We start from the raw sequence: 20,969 nt of genomic DNA, 5'->3' as shown, positions 1-20,969 counted from the left end.
TTTCCATGCATTGCAGCCATGAGCACACGATGAGTACAGACCTGGACACGCTGTTCGACCGCACCGGCACGGGCAGTACAAAATGGAGCCGCTACCCCGAAGATGTACTGCCGATGTGGGTCGCCGACATGGATTTCGCTGCACCGCCTGCGGTCATCGAACGCTTGCAGACGCGTCTGACCCATCCGGTTCTGGGCTACAGCGTGCCCTCGGATGAACTGCGTCAGGTGCTGGTCGATTACCTGCGCGAGCACTATGACTGGCAGGTGCAGAAGCAGGACATCGTGGTCCTGCCGGGTGTGGTGCCTGGGGTCAACATGGCGCTGCACGGTCTGGTGGCCGAAGGCGATGGCGTGGTGGTGCATACCCCCAACTATCCGCCGTTGCGCCAGGCGGCCGGGCACTGGAAGATGCGCAGCATCGAGGTGCCGTTGATGGCCGACGCGCAAGGTGAATGGTCGTGCGACCCGCAACGCCTGCAGCAGGCATTGGCCGACAGTTCGGCGTACCTGCTGAGCAATCCGCACAACCCGATCGGCAAGACCTATAGCCGCGACGAACTACGCACGATCGCCGAAATTTGCGTGGCGCAGGATGTGCTGATCATCAGCGACGAGATCCACGCGGACCTGCAGTTCGATGGACGTCGGCATATCCCTGTCGCGTCGCTGTCGCCGGAAGTGGCGCAGCGCACCATTACCCTGATGTCCGCAAGCAAGACCTACAACGTGGCGGGGCTCAAGACAGCCTTTGCAGTGATCCAGAATCCTTCGTTGCGCGCTCGCTTCGACGCGGCACGGGTGGGCATGGTCGACAGCGTCAATCCGCTGGGGATGGAAGCCACCCATGCCGCCTATGCGCAGCCGGGCGAGTGGTTGGAACAGCTGAAAACCTATCTGCAGGGCAATCGCGACTACCTGCTGGAAACGATTCGTACGCGGCTGCCCGGCATCGTGGTGCATGCGCCACAAAGCACCTACCTGGCCTGGCTGGACTGCTCGGCTTTGGGCCTGGACAATCCGCAGCGGTTTTTTCTTGAACAAGCTCGAGTGGGCCTGAGCGCCGGCCCGGAGTTCGGCGAAGGGCTGGAGCAATTCGTTCGCCTGAATTTCGGCTGCCCGCGCGCACTGCTGACCGAAGGCCTAGCCCGCATCGAACGCAGCCTGCAACACCGCACCCCGTAGCAGCGGCGCGAGCCGCGTCCGGGTTCGATGCGTTTATCCAGATACACCGCGGGTACCGCCGACGCAGCTTGCGCAGCTGCTACAGGGATTGCACCGTATCCGGCCTCACCGGCGCACCCGCGTCCGGGTTCAACGCGTTTATCCAGATAAACCGCGGGTACCGCCGACGCAGCTTGCGCAGCTGCTACAGAGATTGCGGCCGTGTTTGGGGTCGATGCGTTCGTCCAGATACACCGCGGGTACCGCAGGCGCAGCTGCTACAGGGGTGGATTTTCTGATGGCGTGGTGGTGCAGAGCGCGTCTCCTGTGGCGGCGCCGGAGGCGGTGTTGTCGAATATGCACCATACCTCGGCGCCGGTGGCGGCTTCGGCCAGGAGCAGGCGCAGGTGTGCCAGATATTCAGCACCGTACGCGTCGTGATAGATGCGCGGTGAACCGTGCAGTCGCCAATAACGAAAGCCGCGCCAGCCTCCAGGGCTTATATCGGTGGCGATGCGTGAAGGATCGACCGCCGCTTGGGCAATGCGATGTGCCTGCAAGATCGGCTCGGCCTCGACCCAGGAAGCATGGCGCGGTTCGAGCACCACATGACCTGCGAATCGCTCGCGCAAACAACGGAAGAAATCCTCGGCAACCTGCACTTCGAAAGCCAGAGACGGCGGCAATTGCACCAGCAGGCAGCCGAGTTTGTCGCCCAATTCACCACATTGCGCCAGGAATTCATCGAGGGCCACTGCGCAGTCGCGCACGCGCTGCACATGGGTGATCTGTTTCGGCACCTTGACCGAGAAGCGGAAGTCATCCGGCACCGACGCGGCCCAGCGGGCATAGGTCTGCGGGCGATGCGGGCGATAGAACGAACTGTTGATCTCCACGCAGCGCAGCCGCGAGGCGTAACGCTGCAAATGAGTGCCGTCGCCCGTGAAGTGCTCAGCGTACTCGCGCGGCAGGCTCCAACCGGCGCAGCCCACACGTACCCGGTCCACGCTCAAAACAAGGCTCCACCGGCTTCGCGCATGAAGATCTCCACGGTTTTGGGCCCCACCCCGTCGAACTGTGCCAACCTGCGCTCAAAATCCCTGCGATCGGCACTGGCCTCACGCATCTGGCTGACACTGCCGCCGTACTCTGCAGTCAATGTCTTCGCCAGCGCGCTCAGCCTCGTTGCCGTGCTCTCGTCATAGCGCACATAATGCGCCTCGCCCAGCATGGCCACCAACTCGCGATGCGTGCAGTGGCCAAGCTTGCGCGGCGTATCGCGCCCATGTTTTTCGACCAGCACCCGATAGGCCTGAACGGCGATATCGGCCTGAATGCGCTTACCCATCAGAAAGCTGGCCAGCAACCACTTGAACAGGCCGTGCTGCTCGGTGATGTCGATGCCCAGATCCTGGGCGGTGATGGACTTGCTCATCGGCGGTATCCCTGATTGGCTGCGGCACGGACGCTGCCCGGTAGACGCCAGCCCCACTCGGCGGTTCGATCCGTCTTCCCGCACCAGACAGCACTGCGACGCGCGGGCCGTGCCGTTGCGGTCATTCGCCGCTACAATGGCGACCTTGACCGTGATGACTCAGACCAGAAAAACATGTCCCTGCCCAAGCACCACCTCGAACTGCTCAGCCCCGCACGCGACGTTGCCATCGCCCGCGAGGCCATCCTGCATGGCGCCGACGCCATCTACATCGGCGGGCCCAGCTTCGGCGCGCGTCACAACGCCAGCAACGAGCTGAGCGACATCGCCGAGCTGGTGACCTTCGCTCGCCGCTATCACGCGCGGGTGTTCACCACGCTCAACACCATCCTGCACGACAACGAACTGGAACCGGCGCGCAAGCTGATCCACCAGTTGTACGACGCCGGCGTGGATGCCTTGATCGTGCAGGACCTGGGGGTCATGGAGCTGGATATTCCGCCGATCGAGCTGCACGCCAGCACCCAGACCGACATCCGCACCCTGGCGCGGGCCAAATTCCTCGACCAGGCCGGCTTCTCCCAGCTGGTGCTGGCGCGGGAGCTGGATCTGGGCGAGATCCGCGCCATTGCCGCAGAGACCGATGCAGCGATCGAGTTCTTCATTCACGGTGCGTTGTGCGTAGCGTTTTCCGGGCAGTGCAACATCTCCCACGCGCAGACCGGGCGCAGTGCCAACCGCGGCGACTGCTCCCAGGCCTGCCGCCTGCCCTACACCCTCAAGGATGACCAGGGCCGCGTAGTGGCCTATGAAAAACACCTGCTGTCCATGAAAGACAACAACCAGAGCGCCAACATTCGCGCGCTGGTCGAGGCCGGCGTGCGTTCGTTCAAGATCGAAGGCCGCTACAAGGACATGGGCTATGTGAAGAACATCACCGCCTACTATCGCCAGCGCCTGGACGACGTGCTGGAAGATCGTCCGGATCTGGCCCGGGCTTCCAGCGGTCGTACCGCACACTTCTTCGTGCCGGACCCGGACAAGACCTTCCACCGCGGCAGCACCGACTATTTCGTCAGCGAGCGCAAGATCGACATCGGTGCGTTCGATTCGCCCACCTTCACCGGCCTGCCGGTCGGACGCGTGGAGAAAGTCGCCAAGCGTGACATGCTGGTCGTCAGCGAGCAGCCGCTGTCCAACGGCGACGGCCTGAACGTGCTGGTCAAGCGCGAAGTCGTGGGTTTCCGCGCCAACATCGCCGAGCTCAAGGGCGAGTTCGACGAAGACGGTCAGAAGCGCTATCGCTATCGCGTCGAACCCAACGAGATGCCGGCTGGGCTGTTCCAGTTGCGCCCCAACCACCCGCTCAATCGCAACCTGGACCACAACTGGCAGCAGGCGCTGCAGAAGACTTCCGCCGAGCGGCGCGTGTGCGTGGCCTGGCATGCACAGTTGAGCGAGCAACGTTTGCAACTGACCGCCACCAGCGAAGAAGGCGTGCGCGTGGATGTTGCGCTGGAAGGCCCGTTCGGGCCGGCCAACAAACCCGAGCAGGCGCTGGATCAACTGCGTGACCTGCTGGGGCAACTGGGCACCACCCAGTACCATGCAACGGCCATCGAACTGGATGCACCGCAGGCGTTTTTCATTCCCAACTCGCAGCTCAAGGCGATGCGTCGCGAAGCGATCGAAGCGCTAACCACCGCGCGCGTGCAGGCCCATCCGCGTGGCAGTCGCAAGGCCGAGACGACCCCACCACCGGTGTATCCGGAATCGCACCTGTCGTTCCTGGCCAACGTGTACAACCAGAAGGCTCGCGATTTCTATCATCGCCATGGGGTCAAGCTGATCGATGCCGCGTACGAGGCCCATGAAGAGCCGGGCGAAGTGCCCGTGATGATCACCAAGCATTGCCTGCGTTTCTCGTTCAACCTGTGCCCCAAGCAGGCCAAGGGCGTAACCGGGGTAAAAACCAAGGTCGCGCCCATGCAGTTGATTCATGGCGATGAAGTGCTGACCCTGAAGTTCGACTGCAAGCCGTGCGAGATGCACGTGATCGGCAAGATGAAGGGGCATATCCTGGACCTGCCGCAGCCGGGCAGCGGCGTCAATGTGGTGGGTCAGATCAGCCCGCAGGATCTGATGAAGACCATCCGCCGCGCGCCCCATTGATACGGTGGGTTGATCGCGCCGTGTCAGGGCTGTCGCATTGGCGGCCGACGCGGCCACCCAATACCTGTAGCAGCTGCGCAAGCTGCGTCGGCGGCACCCGCGGTGTGTCTGGCTGAACGCGTCGGACCCTGACGCGGCTCGCGCCGCTGCTACAGAGAAATGTAAGGCCGGATACTGATGCCGGCTCTGTTTCACAGCCGGAACTCAAGCAACTGTGATGGATATCTTCACCCGCCTCTGGCCGACCCGCCAACCGATCAATGCCCGGGAAAAATGGCGTGCCTGCATCGGTGCCGCCCTGGGCGTGCTGGTGGTAGGCGTGCTTGCAGCGCTGGGCCTGCAGGGGCACTGGGCCTCCGAGCACGGCGCCCTGGGGCTGGCCATCGTGGCGCCCATTGGTGCCAGCGCCGTGCTGGTGTTCGCCCTCCCCGCCAGCCCCTTGGCCCAACCCTGGGCAGTAACCGGTGGCAATACCCTGAGCGCGCTGGTCGGCATTGCCTGCGCCAAATGGATTCCCGATCCGACCCTGGCCGCCGCCCTCGCCGTAGGCCTGGCAATCGCACTGATGCTCGCCGCCCGCTGCCTGCACCCACCCGGTGGCGCGGCGGCACTGTTGATGGTCGTGATGGGTTGCGAACACTTCGCCTATGCCGTGAATCCAGTCCTGCTCGATTCGCTGCTGCTGGTGGCCGCCGGCCTGCTCTACAACAACCTGACGCGTCGGCCCTGGCCCCATGTGCCTGCGACGCCCCAACCATCGGCCACAGGGAGATTCAGCCGCGCCGACCTGGACGCCGCGCTGGTGCACTACAACCAGGTCCTCGACGTCGATCGCAACGACCTGCAGGCATTGCTCGAACTGGCCGAGGCATCGGCCTACCAGCGCAACATGGGCGAGCTGCGCTGTGCCGAAGTCATGAGTCGGGAACCGATCATCGCACGCCAGGAGATGCCGCTACGTGAGGCCTGGGCACTGATGCGCAAGCACAAGATCAAGGCCTTGCCGGTAATCGATCGCCAGCGCCATCTGATAGGCATCGTCACCGTGGCCGATTTCATGCGGCAACTGGACCTGGACGCACACGACGGCGTGGCCTGGCACCTGCGCGCCCTGCTGCGACCCGGACGCAATCGGCCGACGACCAGCAGCGTTGGGCAGATAATGACCCGCTCGGTGCGCGTCGCCAGCGCCGATCGGCTGCTGACCGAGCTGGTGCCAGTGTTTTCGGAAAATGGCCATCGGCACATTCCGATCATCGACAGCGAGCGCCGTCTGGTGGGCATCATCACGCAGTCCGACCTGATCCGCGCGCTGTACCGGGCGGTCAGCGCCTAGTAGGCGGGAGCGCCGGGAAGCTGGATATCGGTCAGCCCCATCCGTGCCGCCTGCTCCAGAACCTGCTCGTCGCTGTCCTCGGCGGTGGGCATCACCAGGCTGTTTTCGCCGTCGCCGAAGTGCAATTGCAGCAGGTGCATCACCACAGCGTGGAGGCCTGGCTCGATCCGAGCCGGTGGCGTCCAGGTGCGCGGCTCACCGTTGAAGCGGTATTGAACGGATGCGGGTGCCATGGGACATCTCCTCTTGGTAGCGGACGTGTGCGGGGGCTCGGCCCTGCAGCAACTGACTGGGGTGATCCGCCAGCGTTCCTTCGGTTCGGCGCGAGAGGCGCCAGGGGATTGTCTTGAACGTCTGCGCCCATGTGCTTTCTGAACACTGTGCTTTATGAAGACTGTGCTTTCTGAACACTTTGCTTTCTGAACATGGAACCGGGCAATGCCGTGCATTGCATCCCCACACCTGCAGGAGAAATGTGCATGAAGATCTTGATGGTTCTCACGTCCCACGATCAGTTGGGCGATACCGGCAAGAAAACCGGCTTCTGGCTGGAAGAGTTCGCCGCCCCCTACTATGCCTTCATCGACGCCGGCGCCGATGTGACGCTGGTGTCGCCCAAGGGCGGCCAGCCACCACTGGACCCCAAAAGCGACGAGCCGGATGCGCAGACCGACGCCACCCGCCGCTTCGCCGATGACGCACAGGCCAAATCTGCCCTCGCCGACACCTTTCCGCTGAGCGAAGTCGACCCCTACGATTTCGATGCCGTGTTCTATCCCGGTGGGCACGGTCCGCTGTGGGACCTGGCCGAAGACACGGATTCGAAGACCATCATCGAAGCGTTCTATGCCGCCAACAAGCCGGTCGCTGCTGTCTGCCATGCACCGGGTGTGTTCAAGAACGTGAAGTCGCCCGATGGCGATTCCATCGTCAAAGGCAAGAAGGTCACAGGCTTCACCAACTCCGAAGAGGACGCGGTCGGGCTGACGGATGTGGTGCCCTTCCTGGTCGAAGACATGCTCAAAGGCAATGGCGCCGAGTATTCCAAAGGTCCGGACTGGGGCAGCTATGTGGTCGAGGATGGGCACCTGATCACTGGGCAGAACCCTGCGTCCTCCGAAGCTGCGGCTCAAGCCTTGATCAAGCGACTGCAGCAGGAAGAGAGTGCCTGATTGGTGACTGCCTGACACACGGCGGCGCTCTGTCGCGGCCGATGACCGCTCCTACAAGGAGTGCCGCGTAGGAGCGGTCCGTGGCCGCGAAGGGGCCTCACCGGTTTCCCATGACACACCGTAGCGTTTTTTGCGGCCGGTGACCGCTCCTACGAGGGCTGCTCGAACAGCGGCAATTTCAAATTCGCACGTTATATCGTAACATTAGCATCCCGATTTATTTTTGGATGCCTGCCCATGGCCGACGCTGCCCCTTCACCACCCTTTCCCAGCTCGCTTTCCACGGCCTCGACCCAAACGGTATCGCGCACGCGCATGCTGGCGATCGATGCACTTCGTGGATTGGTCATGCTGTTCATGCTCGTCGACCATGTGCGCGAAACGTTTTTTCTGCATGTTCAGGTCAGCGATCCCATGGATCCGGTCAACACACCTCCCGAACTGTTCTTCACTCGTATCAGCAGCATGGTCTGCGCTCCGGTGTTCGTTTTCCTTACCGGCCTCTCGGCCTGGTTGTACGGGCAATCCCATAGCCCGCGGGAAGTCTCGGTATTTCTCCTCAAGCGCGGACTGTTTCTGGTCTTTCTGGAACTGACGCTGGTCAACTTCGCCTGGAACGCGACCCTGGTGCCCACCACCTTGTGGCTGCAAGTGATCTGGGCCATCGGCCTGAGCATGATGGCGTTGGCCGCGCTCATCTACCTGCCGCGTACTGCGCTGGCGATCGTGGGCGTAGTCATCGTCGCCGGCCACAACCTGCTGGACGGCATCGTTCTGACCGCCGACTCGCCCTTCTTCGAGATCTGGTCGATCCTGCACCAGCGCGCGTTCCTGGAAATCACCGAGTTCACCCGCGCGCGCACGACCTACCCCATCCTGCCGTGGATCGGCCTGATCGCCTTGGGCTACTGTGCCGGCCCCTGGTTCGGTCGCGACGCCGACCCGGCACGGCGCCTGCGTCTGCTGCTGAACTGGGGTCTGGGTTTGCTCGTGGGATTCATCGCCATCCGCTACCTGAACGGCTACGGCGAGAAGCCGTGGAGCGTGCTAGATGACAACGTCCGCACCTTCATGAGTTTTATGTCGCTGACCAAGTACCCACCGTCGCTGCTGTACCTGATGCCCACCATGGGCGCCGGCCTGCTGCTGCTCGCCTTGTTCCAGCGCCTCGAAGGCCGCCCGGTGCTCGAAGTGCTGTCGCGCTATGGCGGCGCGCCGATGTTCTTCTATGCGCTGCACCTGCTCGTGCTCAAGGCGATGTATCTGATTGCGGTGCAGATCTGGGGCCTGAATCAGGGCAAGTACTACGGCTTCGACAGCCTGGCCGGGATCTGGCTGTGGACCGTGGCACTGGCCATCGCACTGTACTTTCCCACCCGCTGGTTCGCGCAACTCAAGCAACGCCGCCGTGACATCGGCTGGTTGAAGTATTTCTGAGCAAACCAGGGAGCATGTACGCACAACCGCTGGCGCCAGGTAGACGACCGTTGATCGCTGCCCGTCCCCGCCTGCCGGGAAATAAAAGGCGGTCGCGCAATTTAAATGCGTAGAGGGGGTCCGACCGGTAGGCGTAGTGCTAATATCACCATGATGTCAAAATGACATGTCGTGACAGGAGGTCGCCGCTCCCCTCCTTGCTTGGATCTTTCATATGTTTGCAGCTGTTCCTGAAAACGCTACATCGAACAACGCTTTGAAAGGTCTGGTCCAGGCGGCAGCGGCGATCACTCAGTGTTGTGGCGGCTTGCTCATCGAGGGTCCGCCCGGTGCCTGGCGGGTGACCGCCGCCTACGGCACGACCCGGGACGTGCCGGTCGATGCGGCTACTGAGTCCTGGCTGCGCATGTTGATGTCCTACGGCGATGTGGTCGATATCGGTGACGGCTCGCCCTTCATCCATTCGGTCCCGGATTTCCTCGGGGCGCTCGCAGACACCTACCGCGTGTGCATCGCTGTAAAGGACAGCAGTGATGTCCTCGCGGGTATCGTCCTGCTGGCGCTGACACCGCCGTTCAAGTTGCTCAGCGCTGCGCAGATCTATGCGCTCAAGACCCACTCGGTCGCCCTGTATCATACCGCTCCGCCCCCGTCGGTCAGCAATGGCCCCACCGGGGTCATCGAGCGGCTGCGCCTGCTGGAGTCGGTGGTCGTGCATGCCAAGGATGCGATCCTGATCACCGAGGCCGAGCCGATCGACCTGCCCGGCCCGCGCATCGTCTACTGCAACCCGGCGTTTCTGGCGACCACCGGGTTCAGCCTCGAAGAGATCGTCGGCAAGACACCGCGCATCCTGCAATGCGAAGAAACCGATCGCAGCACTCTGGATCAGATCCGCAACGCGCTGACCCGGTGGCAACCGGTCGAGGTCGAACTGATCAACACGCGCCGCGATGGCACGCGTTTCTGGGTGCAATTGAGCATCGTGCCCGTGGCCAACGAAAAAGGCTGGTTCACCCACTGGGTGTCGGTGCAGCGCGATATCAGCGAGCGCAAGGAAGCCGAAGAAGGCCTCAGACAAGCGCAGATCGATCGAGAGGAACAGGTAGCATTGCGTTCTCGCCTGGTGGAGCGCGAGCGGATCGAAGAAGAACTGACCTACGCGGCCTTCCACGACGACCTGACCCGGCTGAAGAACCGCGCCTACTTCATGGCGCAGATCCAGGAGGTCTTCAATCTGGCCCAGGCCGACCGTGATGCGGCGGTGCTGTACCTGGACCTGGATCGCTTCAAATACATCAACGACGGCATGGGCCACCGCGCCGGCGACATCCTGTTGCAGATCGTGGCGCAGCGACTGCAATCCTGCCTCACCGACAACGCTGTCCTGGCGCGCATCGGTGGCGACGAGTTTGCCATCCTTCACACCGGCCAGGCGTCCAAGCAGGCGGCCATCGAGACCGCAAAACGCGTTATCCAGGCACTCGGCGTTGCCGTCGAAGTCGAGGGTCAGGCGATCTTCACTTCGTGCAGTGTCGGCATCGTCACCCTCGACGCCGCGCACACGGGTGCCGAAGATCTGGTGCGCGACGCCGACGTCGCCATGTATGCCGCGAAGAAGCAAGGCCCGGGCAAATGGGCGCTGTTCGACCTGTCCATGCGCCAAGCGGCGGTGGACCTGCTGTTGATGCGCAATGCGCTGAAGCACGCCCTGGCGCGCGAAGAGTTCTACCTGGTCTACCAACCCATTTTCCACGCTGGCTCGCGCCGCATCGCGGGCGTCGAAGCACTGGTTCGCTGGCAGCACCCGGTGCTCGGCAACGTACCGCCCGACGTGTTCATCGCTGTTGCGGAAGATATCGGCATCATCCACGAGATGGGCCGCTGGGTCATGCAGACCGCCTGTGCCGAGATCAAGCGCTGGGACGCCAGCCCGGCTGCGGGGTTGCGACTGAACGTCAACGTCTCGGGCGCCGAACTCAATCATGTGGGATTCGTGGCGAAGGTCGCGCAGATCCTGGAAAGCACGTCGCTGAGCCCACGCGACCTGCAAATCGAAATCACCGAATCGGTGTTTCTCAACGAGCCGGAAACCGTGGCCATCGCCCTGGCCGACTTGCGCACGCTGGGCGTGCACATCGCACTGGACGACTTCGGTACCGGCTACAGCTCGCTGGGCTACATCGACCGCTACCCGATCGATTCGATCAAGATCGACCGTTCGTTCGTCACGCGCATGATGACCCACCGCCGCACCATCGCCATCGTCACCAGCATCCTGTCACTGGGCAGCGCGCTGGGCGTCGACATCGTCGCCGAGGGCGTGGAAACCCAGGACCAATTGGACCGGCTGCAAGCGCTGGATTGCCCGTTCGTCCAGGGTTACCTGCTCAGCCCGCCGTTGCGGGGCGAGGAGATGAAGCATTTGCTGGCCACGAAAAACAACGTTTAGGTACTGTTCGACGGATCCATGGAACGTCCGGAACACGCCCCGCTGGACTGATCACTGATCAGCGACGGGGCCGTCAGCCTGGTAGCGAGTCTCCATCACTACAGAAAGCGCGTCTGGCCGCCAGAACTCCTGATCGAATTCGACCGGCTGATCGTGCTCGGCGAAATTGAGGCGTTCGAGGTACAAGCTCGCAGACCCTACGGTCAGCTGCAGCAGCTCCGCCTGCTGTTCATTCACCGTGCCCGTCTGCATGACCAACTCACAGCGTGACTGAACACGCCCGAAGCGTTCTTTGAGCAGGCGTGTCAGAGACGTGTTGAGATCGACTTCGAGCAGCCTTGGGCACCAACTGGCCACCAGCGTGTTGAATTCCAAAAGGACAGGACGCCGATCCACCCAGCGACGACGCTGCAGATGGAACACCGGCTCCTGGATCGAGGCCAGTCCCATGCGGCTGGCCAGCCAACTTCCGGCTGGACGCAGTTCGGCCTGCAGGCATTCGGTCAACGGCGTACGGCCCTGGGCCGCCACGTACTCCATGAATCCAGTGATCCGAGTGGGGTCGTAGCGGATTCGTTGCGGGCTGACGAACCAGCCACGCCGGTTTTCTCGATACACCAGACCTTCGGCTTCAAGCTGCTGCAACGCCTGGCGCAAGGTGACCCGAGTGCAGCCGAAGCGCTCGGCCATCTCGCGCTCCGGCGCGAACTTGTGATCGGCCGGCGGCACTCCGCCGGCCATATCCCGCGCGATCTCATCTCGAATCCGCAGGTAATGAGGCGATACAGGATCGAAAGGCATTCACACATCCATGGGCGGTAAGAACGAACGGCCGGGTGGCCGACTGCTTGGATACACCAACCGTCACGATCTTACGTGTAAAGCGTACTTCTGGGCGATCTTCAGGCACCCGATGCGGGGCTGCGAGATTCCTGGCTCAGCAGATCGCGTCGCCATGCGCGATACCCGTAGAGCGCCAGCACGACGAAACCAGCGTAGAGACCAGCGGTCAGATGCAACCCTTTATGCAGGTACATGGCTACGTACAGGCTATCCAGGACAATCCACAACAGCCAGGAAGATACATATTTGCGCGCGGCCCAGACGCTGGCGACCAGGCTGAACGCCGTGAGGCACGCATCCAGCCACGGCACGGCAGCGTCGGTGAAGCTCGACATGACGCCACCCAGAAATACGGCGCCCAGTACGCCGGCGAACAGGCTCATCAACAACTCGCGAGACGTCAGACGCGCTACATGAACCCTGCCGTCATCCAGACCGCCCTTGCTCCAGCGCCACCAGCCATAGCCCTGAAGGAAGGCGAAAACCACCTGCAACAGTGTGTCGGAATACAGCTTTGCGTCATAGAAGATCCACGCGTACAACACTACCGCCACGACGCTCACCGGCCAGCACCAGCGTATACGCTGAGTGGTCAGCCATACGCCGAGGATATTGATGATCACGGCGACGATTTCCAAAGTTGACATCGTTTATCCCTCGGTGAGAGGCAGCCATCATCTGCGCTGCCTTGAATGCGTGTCCTGAAAATCCTTAGAAAGTGACCGTGGCCGAGAGCCGGGCGGTGCGTGGCGCGCCTGGGAACAGATAGCCATCGCCCATGAACTCGCCGACATCGCGCCAGTAGCGTTTGTCGAACAGGTTATCGACGGTCAGGCGCAGCACGGTGTCGTAGCCTTCGACCTTGGTGCTGTAGCGCCCCCCGACATTGAACACCGTGTAACCATCGGCCTTGGCGCTGCCCTCACGATTGGCATATTTGCTGGCGCTGTACTGCACGCCACCCAGCAGCGCCAGGCCATTGAAGCCGGGCAGGTTGTAATCGCCTTGCAGGCTGGCACGCACTTTTGGGACGTTGATGGCTTGGTGGCCGTCGTAAGCGTCGGTACCGCTGTCGACCACTCGCGCCCTGATGGCGGCAACGCTGGCCGCTATCTGCAGATTGGACGACACATGGCCATTAGCCGATAGCTCCAGCCCGGTATTTTTCTGCTTGCCTTGCTGCACGTAGGTGAACGTGCCGTCGTCGTTGGGGCGCGTGTACTGGAAATCCTGGGTGATCTGGAACAGTGCAGCGGTCAGGCTCAAGCTTTGCCAGTCGTGTTTGAGGCCCAGTTCGATCTGTCGGGACCGGGTGGGTGGCAGGATTTCTTCGGCATTGGTGCTGAACCAGGAGGCCTCGGTACCCAACGACAGACCTTTGCTGTAGCTGACATACAACGAGGTGTTCGCCGCCGGTTTGTAGATCAGCGCTGCCTGTGGCAGGAACTCGGAGCGCTGGGTATGCCGGGTGGTTGCGCCGTCGGCGTCGTAGGTTTCTTCATCCAGTCGTGTCTGACGCCCCCCGAGCACGGTCTGCCATTGCTCGTTCAAGGTGATGCGGTCAGTGGCGAAGAGACCATATTGACGACTGTCCAGCCGCCGATAGGTATGTCCCAGCTCCCCCGAATAAGGTTCGAACGTCACCGGCGTGGTGCCGATGACGCCGCTTCCCACCGTGACATTGACCAGTGATCGACGATCGATCAGTCGGCGCAACGCGCTGGTGCCCACGGTCAGGTCATGTTGAAGGGAACCGGTATCGAACTGGCCGTTGAGCGCCAACTGAGCTTCGTCATTGCGGCGGGTGTCATCAGGGCTGCGATAATCGGAAATGTCGTACTCACCCTCCGGGCTGAAGTAGTTCGGCACCGTTGCACTGGCGCAGCTGGCCGAACCGTAGCAGCCCCAGGCGAAGGCGCTGTAGTCGTCGATCACAACCCGACTGCGCGAGGCACCGAAGCTGGCTTTCCAGGCATCGTTGAAGCGGTATTCGTACAGCCCATCCAGATTCAGCGACTCGATACCGACCGGATTGGCCCAGCTCTGATAGGCCAATCGGTCCTTGGGATTCACGCCATGGGGCAGCGTGGTTCCGCCCAGCAATTGATAGCCCGGCACAGAGCCCTGCTCGCGGTTCTGATACTCGGCGTTGAGCTGCAACAGGCTGTTGGGATCGATGCTCCAGTCCACTGCCAGGGACGCGAAGTCGCGTTTACCGTCGGCGTGATCCACGTAGGAACGAATGTCTTCGTGAGCCAGGTTGGTCCGTACCCCGAGCTGCTGTTCGCTGCCGAACCAGCCGCCCAGATCGGTCGCCAGATAACGCTCGCCCTGCTCGTTGGTGGAAACCGTCACCGAGCGCACGTTCTCCGGGCGCTTGCTTACATAGTTCACCAGTCCGCCTGGCTCGGACACGCCGCTTTGCAAACCGGCCAACCCCTTGAGTACTTCAACCTGCTGCTTGTTTTCCAGCGCTACGTTCTGCTCGCCGGTGATGGTCCGGCCATTGATTTTGTAGCTGCTCGCCGAGTTGAGCGAGAAGCCTCGCACCACGAAGTTTTCGTAATAGCCAACCGGCGCATAACTTTCGCCTATCGACGCGTCATTGCGTAGCACTTCACTGAGCAGGCGGGCCTGCTGATCCTTGAGTCGCTGCTCGGTAATCACTGCAATCGATGACGGCGAGTCGATCAGGGGCGCAGAGTCGAAGCCTCCTACCGCTGCCTTGCGCGCCTGGTATCCCGTGTCCTGCTCGCCGACCACCGTGATAGCGTGCAGCTCCACGGTATTGTCCGAGTCGTCGGACCAGGCCGCGGTGGACAACAGACTGCCGCTCATACCACAGGTCATCAAGAGGCCAGCGCTGAGCACGGTTGGAGAAAACCGGACGGCAGGCAACCGGGATGTTCGATACGAAATGACCATTAAAACTCCTTGACTGGCCACCGGCTTCCGGCCGATTGCCGGACAGCCAGTCGCGCATGAACCGCAGACGCAGGAACGCCCCGGCCCAGCTGAATTGAATGTCGAGTACCCGAAGGCGTCAGGCCGGAGCTGCTCCGGTGGTCATTGGCAAGCTGAGGTCGGCGGCCCACTCCTGAAGAGAACCGTCATAGATCAGGACATCCGTGAAGCCGATCAAGGTCAGCGCCAAAGCCTGTGCGGCGGCGGAAATACCGCCGCCACAGTACAGAATCAGCGCCGCTTTGGATGCTAGTAATGGTTCCAATGCATTGCGCAACGCGGGGGTCGCCCGATAGCACCCCTGCTCATCGAAGAGCATCCGGACCGGCAGATTTCGACTGCCGGGAATATGGCCGCGCCGGGCGTATCGAGTGACAGCCGTGCCATCGAACAGCCCACTCGACAGTGCACAGACCAGGGTACCTGGCTGCTCGCCTGCCATGACCGCCTCTACCCCGGCACGATCGATCCAGAAACCTTTCTCGAATCTGCTCTGCCACATGGCCGGTCGCGCCAGCACAGGTCCGCACTCTTCGGGTAATCCTGCCCTTCGCCAAGCCTGGATCCCGCCGTCGAGCACCTGTGCCTGAACGCCAAGGCTGCGCAGCATCCACCACAGGCGTGCCGCCCAGAATCCGTCCTTTCGGTCGTACACCACGATGCGTCGCTGTGCACTGACACCCAGTTTCGCCAGGGCCGCGCTCAACGCAGCAGCCGTGGGCAAGGCAAAGCTGAAAGACGCTTGGGTGTCGCTCAGTGCCTGATAGAGGTCGGCGTGCAGTGCGCCGGGAAGGTGGCTCTGCAGCCAGCCTGCACGTCCGCTGTCCACTAGATAATCGCCATCGAAGCGAGGCGCGAGCAGCTCGACCGTGGCATCGAGAATCAGCAGTTGGGGATCCGCCAGCCGGCCGAGAAGCTCTTGGGCCGTGATGAGTACCGATGTGTTGTTCACCGATCGCGCCTCCCTTCCAGATCGGCGGCGCGCCGGCGCAGGTGTTCGAGCAACTGCCGACCGTGACTGCTTGCGAACCACTGCGTGTGGCCCAGCAGGTAGCGCTCGTAGGCAACGTCGGCGTTTTCACTGGAACCCACGATACCTTGGTAGTAGGCAACCTCCGACAGGGCAAAATCGACATGGACCAAAGGCAACAGCGCAGCCAGAGTCAGCAGGTCCTCGGAGAGCAGGCGCCGCACGCTTTGATAGCCTGCCAGCAGAGCGTCCACCGTTTCCAACGACGCGACCACCGTTTCGCCTTTTTCCTGCTCAAGCCACGCAATGGCATTTCGCTCTATGGCAGTGGCCACATCAAACAGCGCGAACGTCTGATCCGACAATCCGAAGTCGAGCACGCTGGCGATCCGGGCATCTTCCGCATCCCCACTCCAAAGCAGATTCGAAGCGTGCCAGTCGTTGTGAGTCCACAGTGGCGTCTGGTTTGCCAGCAGCGGGTACAACGCCTGGTGGTAGGGCATGTGCAGCTCGAGCAGATCCGCTTTCCAGCAGCGCCCCCTCAAATACGCGTCGAGCCCCGGATCGGCAGCAGCGGCGGCTTCAACTGCGGCGATCGGATCAGCCTGGCTGAACAGGCGGAAATTGGCCAGCAGCACTGACGCCTGTCGAGGGGTGGCCGAATAATCGCCAGCAGCGTCATGCAGGCGCGCCAAGGCTGCACCTGCCGTGTAGGCATGGTTCAAGTCTGCAAACGGCGTCCATGACAAGGCATCGCGGTAGATATCCTGCCCTGGCGCGACCCGGTGAACTTCGTACGTCCACTCCCCCTGCGCAATGGCGGTGTCGCCCTGCGCGTCGGCCAGGACTTCGGCTACCGGCGTTCCCTGCTGGCGCAAGTGCGCCATGAATCGATGCTCCTCGCGCAGCCAGGCCGGTTCACGCACTGAGCGATGATGGCGTTTGATGAACAGCGGCTGGCCTTCGGTGCTGACCAGGCAGGCTGCGGAAAAGGGTCGCGGGCTGTGCCACGTCAGTTCACGAACCTGGTCCAGAGCCACATAGCGCCCGAGCAACTGCTCGACATCCTCGATCGTGATTGCCGGCCAGTCTGCCTGCACCCGCTCCAGACCCACACCGTGGCCTACATTATGTGCTTCACTCATCAGGCAGTTTCCGGCAGAAAAGCGTTGGTGGTGGCGCCGCGCCAAGCGTCCGCGTTGTTGAGTACCTGATGCTCATGCAGCCAGTGTGAATAGGGTTCGAGCAGGCTTCGGCGCTGCGTCCCCCAAGCGCCGTCATGCAGCCATGTCGGAGCAATGCGTTGTAGCGACTGGGCCAGCAACTCGCTGGGGAAGTAGGGTGTCACTTGCTCGTAGGCCTGTAACGCGCTCAACGGGTCCTGCGCGGCTGCCATGAAGCCCCGGGCGGTCGCCTTGAGAAACGCCTTGATCAGGTCGGGATCGTTGTCGAGCAGGTCTTCATGGGCACCCAGCAGGTAGCTGTGATAGGCCGGTGCGCCGATCTCGTCAACTGGCCAGACAATACGACGGCTTTCATCGACGGCGCTGGTCATCAGGGCCTCCCACGCCCAGTAACCACCAAAACTGGCATCGGCTTCACCCATTGCAAGTTGCTCGGGACGCAGCTCGCGCACCCCCTTGTCGACAATGATCACCGCGTCAGGATCGCCCCCGTCGGCTTTAACCAGATGGCGAACCATGGCCAATCCGCGTGGAGTCGGATTCAGCGCCACGCGCCGTCCTTGAAGCTCGCGGGGGCGGGAAATACCGGAATCGGTAAGGGTCTGAATGGCCTCGAGGCCGCGGTGATTGATGGCTGCAAGGCCGCGCAATGGCTGGCCCAGCGAACGCCGCACCAGTAATCGATTGCTTGGAAAGATCCCGAAGTGCACGGCTTTGCCCAGCAGGTGTTCCAGGGTATCGCCGCGCCAGGGGTCGTGCACGATCAGCTCGACATCCAGACCTGCGTCAGCGTACCAGCCCCGCTCGCGAGCCAGATACAAGCCTGCCGAATTCGGCCAAGGATGGAAGTACTCGAGCATTACCCGTACACCAGTCATCACCACGCTCCTGCTCGCCATCATCGATAGCGAGCGCTGTTTTTGAGTGGGCGATTTATAACGGTGAAATCTGGTATATACCAATATCGATTGTCGCTATGGATATAGCCGTTTCATCAGTCTTCCTGCAAGTGCGTGAAATCCGGCGCGCGACGAGTCATTGAGCTGTTCGCCACGGGCAACGAGACCTGAAGGTAGCAACGGGAACGATCAGATCGCTGGCACGGCATCGAATCCACGCTGGAGATCGAGGGTCAGAGAACGCACGTCCTCCAGGCCGACATGCAACCGCACGACGGCGCCTCGGATGTCGAGCGCAAAGCGACGCTCGCTGGTATCGGCCAATGTCACGAGACTTTCGAATCCGCCCCAGGATGCGCCCAGGCCGAACACTTGCAACGCATCGATGAAGACTTCGGCGCGGGCCAGTCCCGGTTCGGCAAATTCGAACGACAACAGGCCGTTGCTGCCACTGCAGTCGCGCAACCACAAGGCATGTCCCGAGTGCTGCGGCAAGGCCGGATGGAAGACGCGAGACACTTCCGGCCGTGCCTGCAACCAATGGGCGATTTCCAAACCCTGACGTTCGTGCACCTCCAGGCGACTGGCGAGGCTGCGTGCACCGCGCAGCACCAGCCAGGCGTCGTCGGGGCTGACCGTCTGGCCGAACGTGTCGTTCATCCGCGACAGTGGCGCAAACACCGCTTCTGTGGTGCACACGCTGCCCATCATCACATCGCTGTGACCGGCCACGTATTTGGTCAAGGCCATGATAGAAATATCGGCACCCAGCGCCAGCGGCCGGTAGAGATAGCCGCTGCCCCAAGTGTTGTCCACAGCCAGCAATGCGTTACGCGCTTTGCACAGCGCGGCCATGGCCGGCAGATCGAGCATCTCGTACAGCAGCGAACCCGGGCTTTCTGCATAGACCATGCGCGTATTGGTTTTGAATGCCTGCGCAAGACCGGCGCCGTCGGCTTGGAAATAGTCCACAGTGATGCCGAAGGGTTCGAGGAATTCGCGCACCAGTCGGCGGACCGGACCGTAGGCACCGTCGCACACCAGTACATGGTCGCCTGGGCGCAGGTAGGCCAGGAACGTCTGCGCAATGGCCGCAAGCCCGGAGGCGAACAGCTTGGTGCGATAACCGCCTTCCAGATCGGTGATCAGGTCTTCCAGCGCGAACGCCGTCGGATTGCCTCGGGCGCCGTAACTGAGGACCCGCTGCTGATCGCGTCGCGTACGCGCATCGCGCATCTGCGCCAAGTTATCGAACAGCACGGTGCTCAAGCGCACCACTGGCGGATTCACCCCTTGAGCACCCGCGGTGCGCGGCCCCCGACCGCCGTGGATCAAACGCGTGCGCAACGGCTCTGCCGTGACCAGCGGAGCGAAACTGGCGATTTCCCGCTCGCTCATCTGCGCGATGAGACCCGTCTCCCACGCCAGGTAGCGGCGAGCCGCTTCTTTGTTGCCAGCGTGACGGTCGTGCACGAAGAACAGGAAGTCGATGCACTGCTCATCGCGCAACGAACCGGCGCCGTCCACCTGGGGTACGCCACAGGCCTGCCAGTCGAGCAGCAAGCGTGTGCGCGAGCGCTGCTCGGACGTCAGTTCACGGGCCGCCAGCTCGGCCACCGCCGGTTCGTCGGCCACCAGTACCAGAGGGCGACGTTCCGTGACCACCTGATCGGCCAATAGCGGTCGAATCGACCACTGCGCGTTTTGCAGATGACCTTTGCGATAGGCCGTGCTCGAGCGGACATCAATGATTGCCGCTTGTCTGAGGTCGGCTGCGGTCGCCAGCGGCAGATCGACTGCCACCGGGACGACGCCCGGCAGCGCCAGGCCGCTGTGCGTGCCCTCTTCCAGCACATAGGCCTCATGACCCATTTGTCGCAACCAACTGGCCACCACGGCCGCACGCGCGCCGTCATCGTCGAACAGGACGACCCGCGCACCGCGCACACCGACATACAGGTCTGTGCCTTGAATCAGCTGACCACCTGGGGTGTGCTGGGCACCAGTAAGGCTGCCGGCGGCGAACTCTTCAGGGGTACGCACATCGCCCAGAAACAGGCTGCGTCCCGCATCGTCTGCCCATTGCCGGACCTGCTCGGCCGTTACCCACCCCACACCCGCGCGCTGAGCCAGCGCACGGGCACGTGCCAACTGCTGGGCTTCGGCCGGCCCTACCGGGCGCGCCGGGTACTGCGCTTGACTGCCGTGGCCTAGCTGCTGATCGGCCAGAAACCAGCCTTGAGTGCCATTTTCCAGCGCATACACCGGGTTTTTAACGCCCAGATTGATCAGGGTCTGTGCCCCGATGATACTGCGCGTGCGGCCGGCGCAGTTGATCACGATGGGCGTGTGGTCGTCGACCAGGAGATCCTCCAGCCGCAGGCTCAATTCGCCATTGGGGCAACACACGGCGCCAGGGATGTTCATCTTGCGAAACTCGTCCAACGGTCGTCCATCGAGCACCAGAGGGGGCTGCTCGCTTTGCTGCCACGCCAGCAACTGCGGCGCGCTCACCGCAGGCGTATGGCAGGCATGCTCGACGATCTCGCCGAAGGCCTTGGAGGGCAGGTGCACGCCTGCGAACAGTTCCTTGCCTGCCCTTTTCCAGTGCTCGGCGCCGCCGTGCAGGCTCCAGGCATTGCCGTAGCCCAGCTCAGCCAGGCGTGCCAATGCCCGTTGAGCAAGTTCGCCGCCGTCGCGGTCGTAGACCACCAGCCGTACCCTTGGATTGGGCGCCAGGCGCGGCACCTCGATTTCCAGACGGCTGTACGGCAGATTGACTGCATGAAACAGATGCGCCTCTCCATATTGGCCATGCTCACGTACATCGAACAGGGCGATTTCCTGGCCGTCGAACAGCCAATTTTCGAGTTGCGCGGGGGTCAGGGTCTGGCTCATGTCATTACCGTCGAAGCTGGATAAAGAAGTGCCGAGGCCACGCT

16 protein-coding genes are annotated in these 20,969 nt (G+C 62.4%); 6 read left to right on the top strand and 10 right to left on the bottom strand.

Features of this window, described 5'->3' with window-relative positions:
* Positions 1-29: 29 nt before the first annotated feature.
* Complete coding sequence (locus tag ASF66_RS01435; protein ID WP_056842426.1) at positions 30-1,184, top strand: MalY/PatB family protein; 1,155 nt, start codon at positions 30-32, stop codon at positions 1,182-1,184.
* Positions 1,185-1,441: 257 nt separating this feature from the next.
* On the opposite strand, the gene ASF66_RS01430 is transcribed toward ASF66_RS01435, so the two are convergent.
* Together ASF66_RS01430 and ASF66_RS01425 are read right to left on the bottom strand one after the other, a co-directional pair.
* Positions 1,442-2,155 (bottom strand): DUF72 domain-containing protein, encoded by a 714-nt coding sequence (locus ASF66_RS01430; protein WP_236707029.1) that lies wholly within the window; start codon positions 2,153-2,155, stop codon positions 1,442-1,444.
* A gap of 17 nt (positions 2,156-2,172) precedes the next feature.
* Positions 2,173-2,598 (bottom strand): hypothetical protein, encoded by a 426-nt coding sequence (locus tag ASF66_RS01425; protein ID WP_056842424.1) that lies wholly within the window; start codon positions 2,596-2,598, stop codon positions 2,173-2,175.
* 174 nt (positions 2,599-2,772) lie between these two features.
* Here ASF66_RS01425 and ASF66_RS01420 point away from each other — a divergent pair, with 174 nt between their 5' ends.
* Together ASF66_RS01420 and ASF66_RS01415 are read left to right on the top strand one after the other, a co-directional pair.
* Complete coding sequence (locus ASF66_RS01420; RefSeq protein WP_056842423.1) at positions 2,773-4,770, top strand: peptidase U32 family protein; 1,998 nt, start codon at positions 2,773-2,775, stop codon at positions 4,768-4,770.
* 217 nt (positions 4,771-4,987) lie between these two features.
* Complete coding sequence (locus ASF66_RS01415) at positions 4,988-6,106, top strand: HPP family protein (RefSeq protein ID WP_056842422.1); 1,119 nt, start codon at positions 4,988-4,990, stop codon at positions 6,104-6,106.
* Here the strand turns inward: ASF66_RS01415 and ASF66_RS01410 are convergent.
* The gene (locus ASF66_RS01410; RefSeq protein WP_056842421.1) at positions 6,103-6,339 is read right to left on the bottom strand and encodes a hypothetical protein; all 237 of its coding nucleotides are present in this window, start codon (positions 6,337-6,339) and stop codon (positions 6,103-6,105) included. The two genes, ASF66_RS01415 and ASF66_RS01410, sit on opposite strands and share 4 nt — an antisense overlap.
* 246 nt (positions 6,340-6,585) lie before the next feature.
* On the opposite strand from ASF66_RS01410, the gene ASF66_RS01405 reads away from it, so the two are divergent.
* From ASF66_RS01405 to ASF66_RS01395, 3 genes are all read left to right on the top strand, one after another.
* Positions 6,586-7,278: a type 1 glutamine amidotransferase domain-containing protein gene (locus ASF66_RS01405; protein WP_056842420.1), complete on the top strand. Its 693-nt coding sequence runs from the start codon at positions 6,586-6,588 to the stop codon at positions 7,276-7,278.
* 315 nt (positions 7,279-7,593) lie between these two features.
* Positions 7,594-8,715 carry a DUF1624 domain-containing protein gene (locus ASF66_RS01400; RefSeq protein ID WP_177331287.1) on the top strand — a complete coding sequence of 374 codons (1,122 nt, stop codon included), beginning with the start codon at positions 7,594-7,596 and terminating at the stop codon, positions 8,713-8,715.
* Between the two features lie 214 nt (positions 8,716-8,929).
* Complete coding sequence (locus ASF66_RS01395) at positions 8,930-11,167, top strand: sensor domain-containing protein (protein ID WP_056842419.1); 2,238 nt, start codon at positions 8,930-8,932, stop codon at positions 11,165-11,167.
* Positions 11,168-11,218: 51 nt separating this feature from the next.
* Here ASF66_RS01395 and ASF66_RS01390 read toward each other — a convergent pair whose 3' ends face one another.
* From ASF66_RS01390 to metC, 7 genes are all read right to left on the bottom strand, one after another.
* A complete protein-coding gene (locus ASF66_RS01390) occupies positions 11,219-11,968 on the bottom strand; it encodes a UTRA domain-containing protein (protein ID WP_056842418.1) in 750 nt (249 codons plus the stop codon).
* A 101-nt stretch (positions 11,969-12,069) separates the two neighbouring features.
* Entirely contained in the window at positions 12,070-12,657 is a 588-nt protein-coding gene (pnuC, locus tag ASF66_RS01385; protein ID WP_056842417.1) for a nicotinamide riboside transporter PnuC, read from the bottom strand.
* A 64-nt stretch (positions 12,658-12,721) separates the two neighbouring features.
* On the bottom strand, positions 12,722-14,935 hold the full coding sequence (locus ASF66_RS01380; RefSeq protein WP_056842416.1) for a TonB-dependent siderophore receptor: 2,214 nt from the start codon (positions 14,933-14,935) through the stop codon (positions 12,722-12,724).
* Positions 14,936-15,053: 118 nt separating this feature from the next.
* Positions 15,054-15,926, bottom strand: coding sequence for a sulfurtransferase (locus ASF66_RS01375; protein WP_056842415.1), 873 nt, complete (start codon positions 15,924-15,926; stop codon positions 15,054-15,056).
* Positions 15,923-17,089, bottom strand: coding sequence for a phosphotransferase enzyme family protein (locus ASF66_RS01370; RefSeq protein ID WP_056842414.1), 1,167 nt, complete (start codon positions 17,087-17,089; stop codon positions 15,923-15,925). Before ASF66_RS01370 ends, ASF66_RS01375 begins: the two co-directional genes overlap by 4 nt.
* Positions 17,089-18,006, bottom strand: a complete 918-nt coding sequence (locus tag ASF66_RS01365; protein WP_056842413.1) for an ABC transporter substrate-binding protein — start codon at positions 18,004-18,006, stop codon at positions 17,089-17,091. The genes ASF66_RS01370 and ASF66_RS01365 overlap by 1 nt, the downstream gene beginning before the upstream one ends.
* A 210-nt stretch (positions 18,007-18,216) precedes the next feature.
* On the bottom strand, positions 18,217-20,925 hold the full coding sequence (gene metC / locus ASF66_RS01360; RefSeq protein ID WP_056843392.1) for a cystathionine beta-lyase: 2,709 nt from the start codon (positions 20,923-20,925) through the stop codon (positions 18,217-18,219).
* Positions 20,926-20,969: the final 44 nt, after the last annotated feature.

The organism is Pseudomonas sp. Leaf129, from assembly GCF_001423465.1.
In the GTDB taxonomy this organism is placed as follows: Bacteria; Pseudomonadota; Gammaproteobacteria; order Pseudomonadales; family Pseudomonadaceae; genus Aquipseudomonas; species Aquipseudomonas coleopterorum.
The sequence above is the reverse complement of the archived record's forward strand: the minus strand, read 5'-3'. Positions and strand labels throughout refer to the sequence as shown.

Bases quoted from the DNA above. Each gene is read 5' to 3' on its own strand.
- ASF66_RS01365 (WP_056842413.1), bottom strand. From the start codon at position 18,006: ATGACTGGTGTACGGGTAATGCTCGAGTACTTCCATCCTTGGCCGAAT.
- ASF66_RS01425 (WP_056842424.1), bottom strand. From the start codon at position 2,598: ATGAGCAAGTCCATCACCGCCCAGGATCTGGGCATCGACATCACCGAG.
- ASF66_RS01405 (WP_056842420.1), top strand. From the start codon at position 6,586: ATGAAGATCTTGATGGTTCTCACGTCCCACGATCAGTTGGGCGATACC.
- metC (WP_056843392.1), bottom strand. From the start codon at position 20,925: ATGAGCCAGACCCTGACCCCCGCGCAACTCGAAAATTGGCTGTTCGAC.
- ASF66_RS01395 (WP_056842419.1), top strand. From the start codon at position 8,930: ATGTTTGCAGCTGTTCCTGAAAACGCTACATCGAACAACGCTTTGAAA.
- ASF66_RS01410 (WP_056842421.1), bottom strand. From the start codon at position 6,339: ATGGCACCCGCATCCGTTCAATACCGCTTCAACGGTGAGCCGCGCACC.
- ASF66_RS01370 (WP_056842414.1), bottom strand. From the start codon at position 17,089: ATGAGTGAAGCACATAATGTAGGCCACGGTGTGGGTCTGGAGCGGGTG.
- pnuC (WP_056842417.1), bottom strand. From the start codon at position 12,657: ATGTCAACTTTGGAAATCGTCGCCGTGATCATCAATATCCTCGGCGTA.
- ASF66_RS01435 (WP_056842426.1), top strand. From the start codon at position 30: ATGAGTACAGACCTGGACACGCTGTTCGACCGCACCGGCACGGGCAGT.
- ASF66_RS01380 (WP_056842416.1), bottom strand. From the start codon at position 14,935: ATGGTCATTTCGTATCGAACATCCCGGTTGCCTGCCGTCCGGTTTTCT.
- ASF66_RS01400 (WP_177331287.1), top strand. From the start codon at position 7,594: ATGCTGGCGATCGATGCACTTCGTGGATTGGTCATGCTGTTCATGCTC.
- ASF66_RS01420 (WP_056842423.1), top strand. From the start codon at position 2,773: ATGTCCCTGCCCAAGCACCACCTCGAACTGCTCAGCCCCGCACGCGAC.
- ASF66_RS01390 (WP_056842418.1), bottom strand. From the start codon at position 11,968: ATGCCTTTCGATCCTGTATCGCCTCATTACCTGCGGATTCGAGATGAG.
- ASF66_RS01415 (WP_056842422.1), top strand. From the start codon at position 4,988: ATGGATATCTTCACCCGCCTCTGGCCGACCCGCCAACCGATCAATGCC.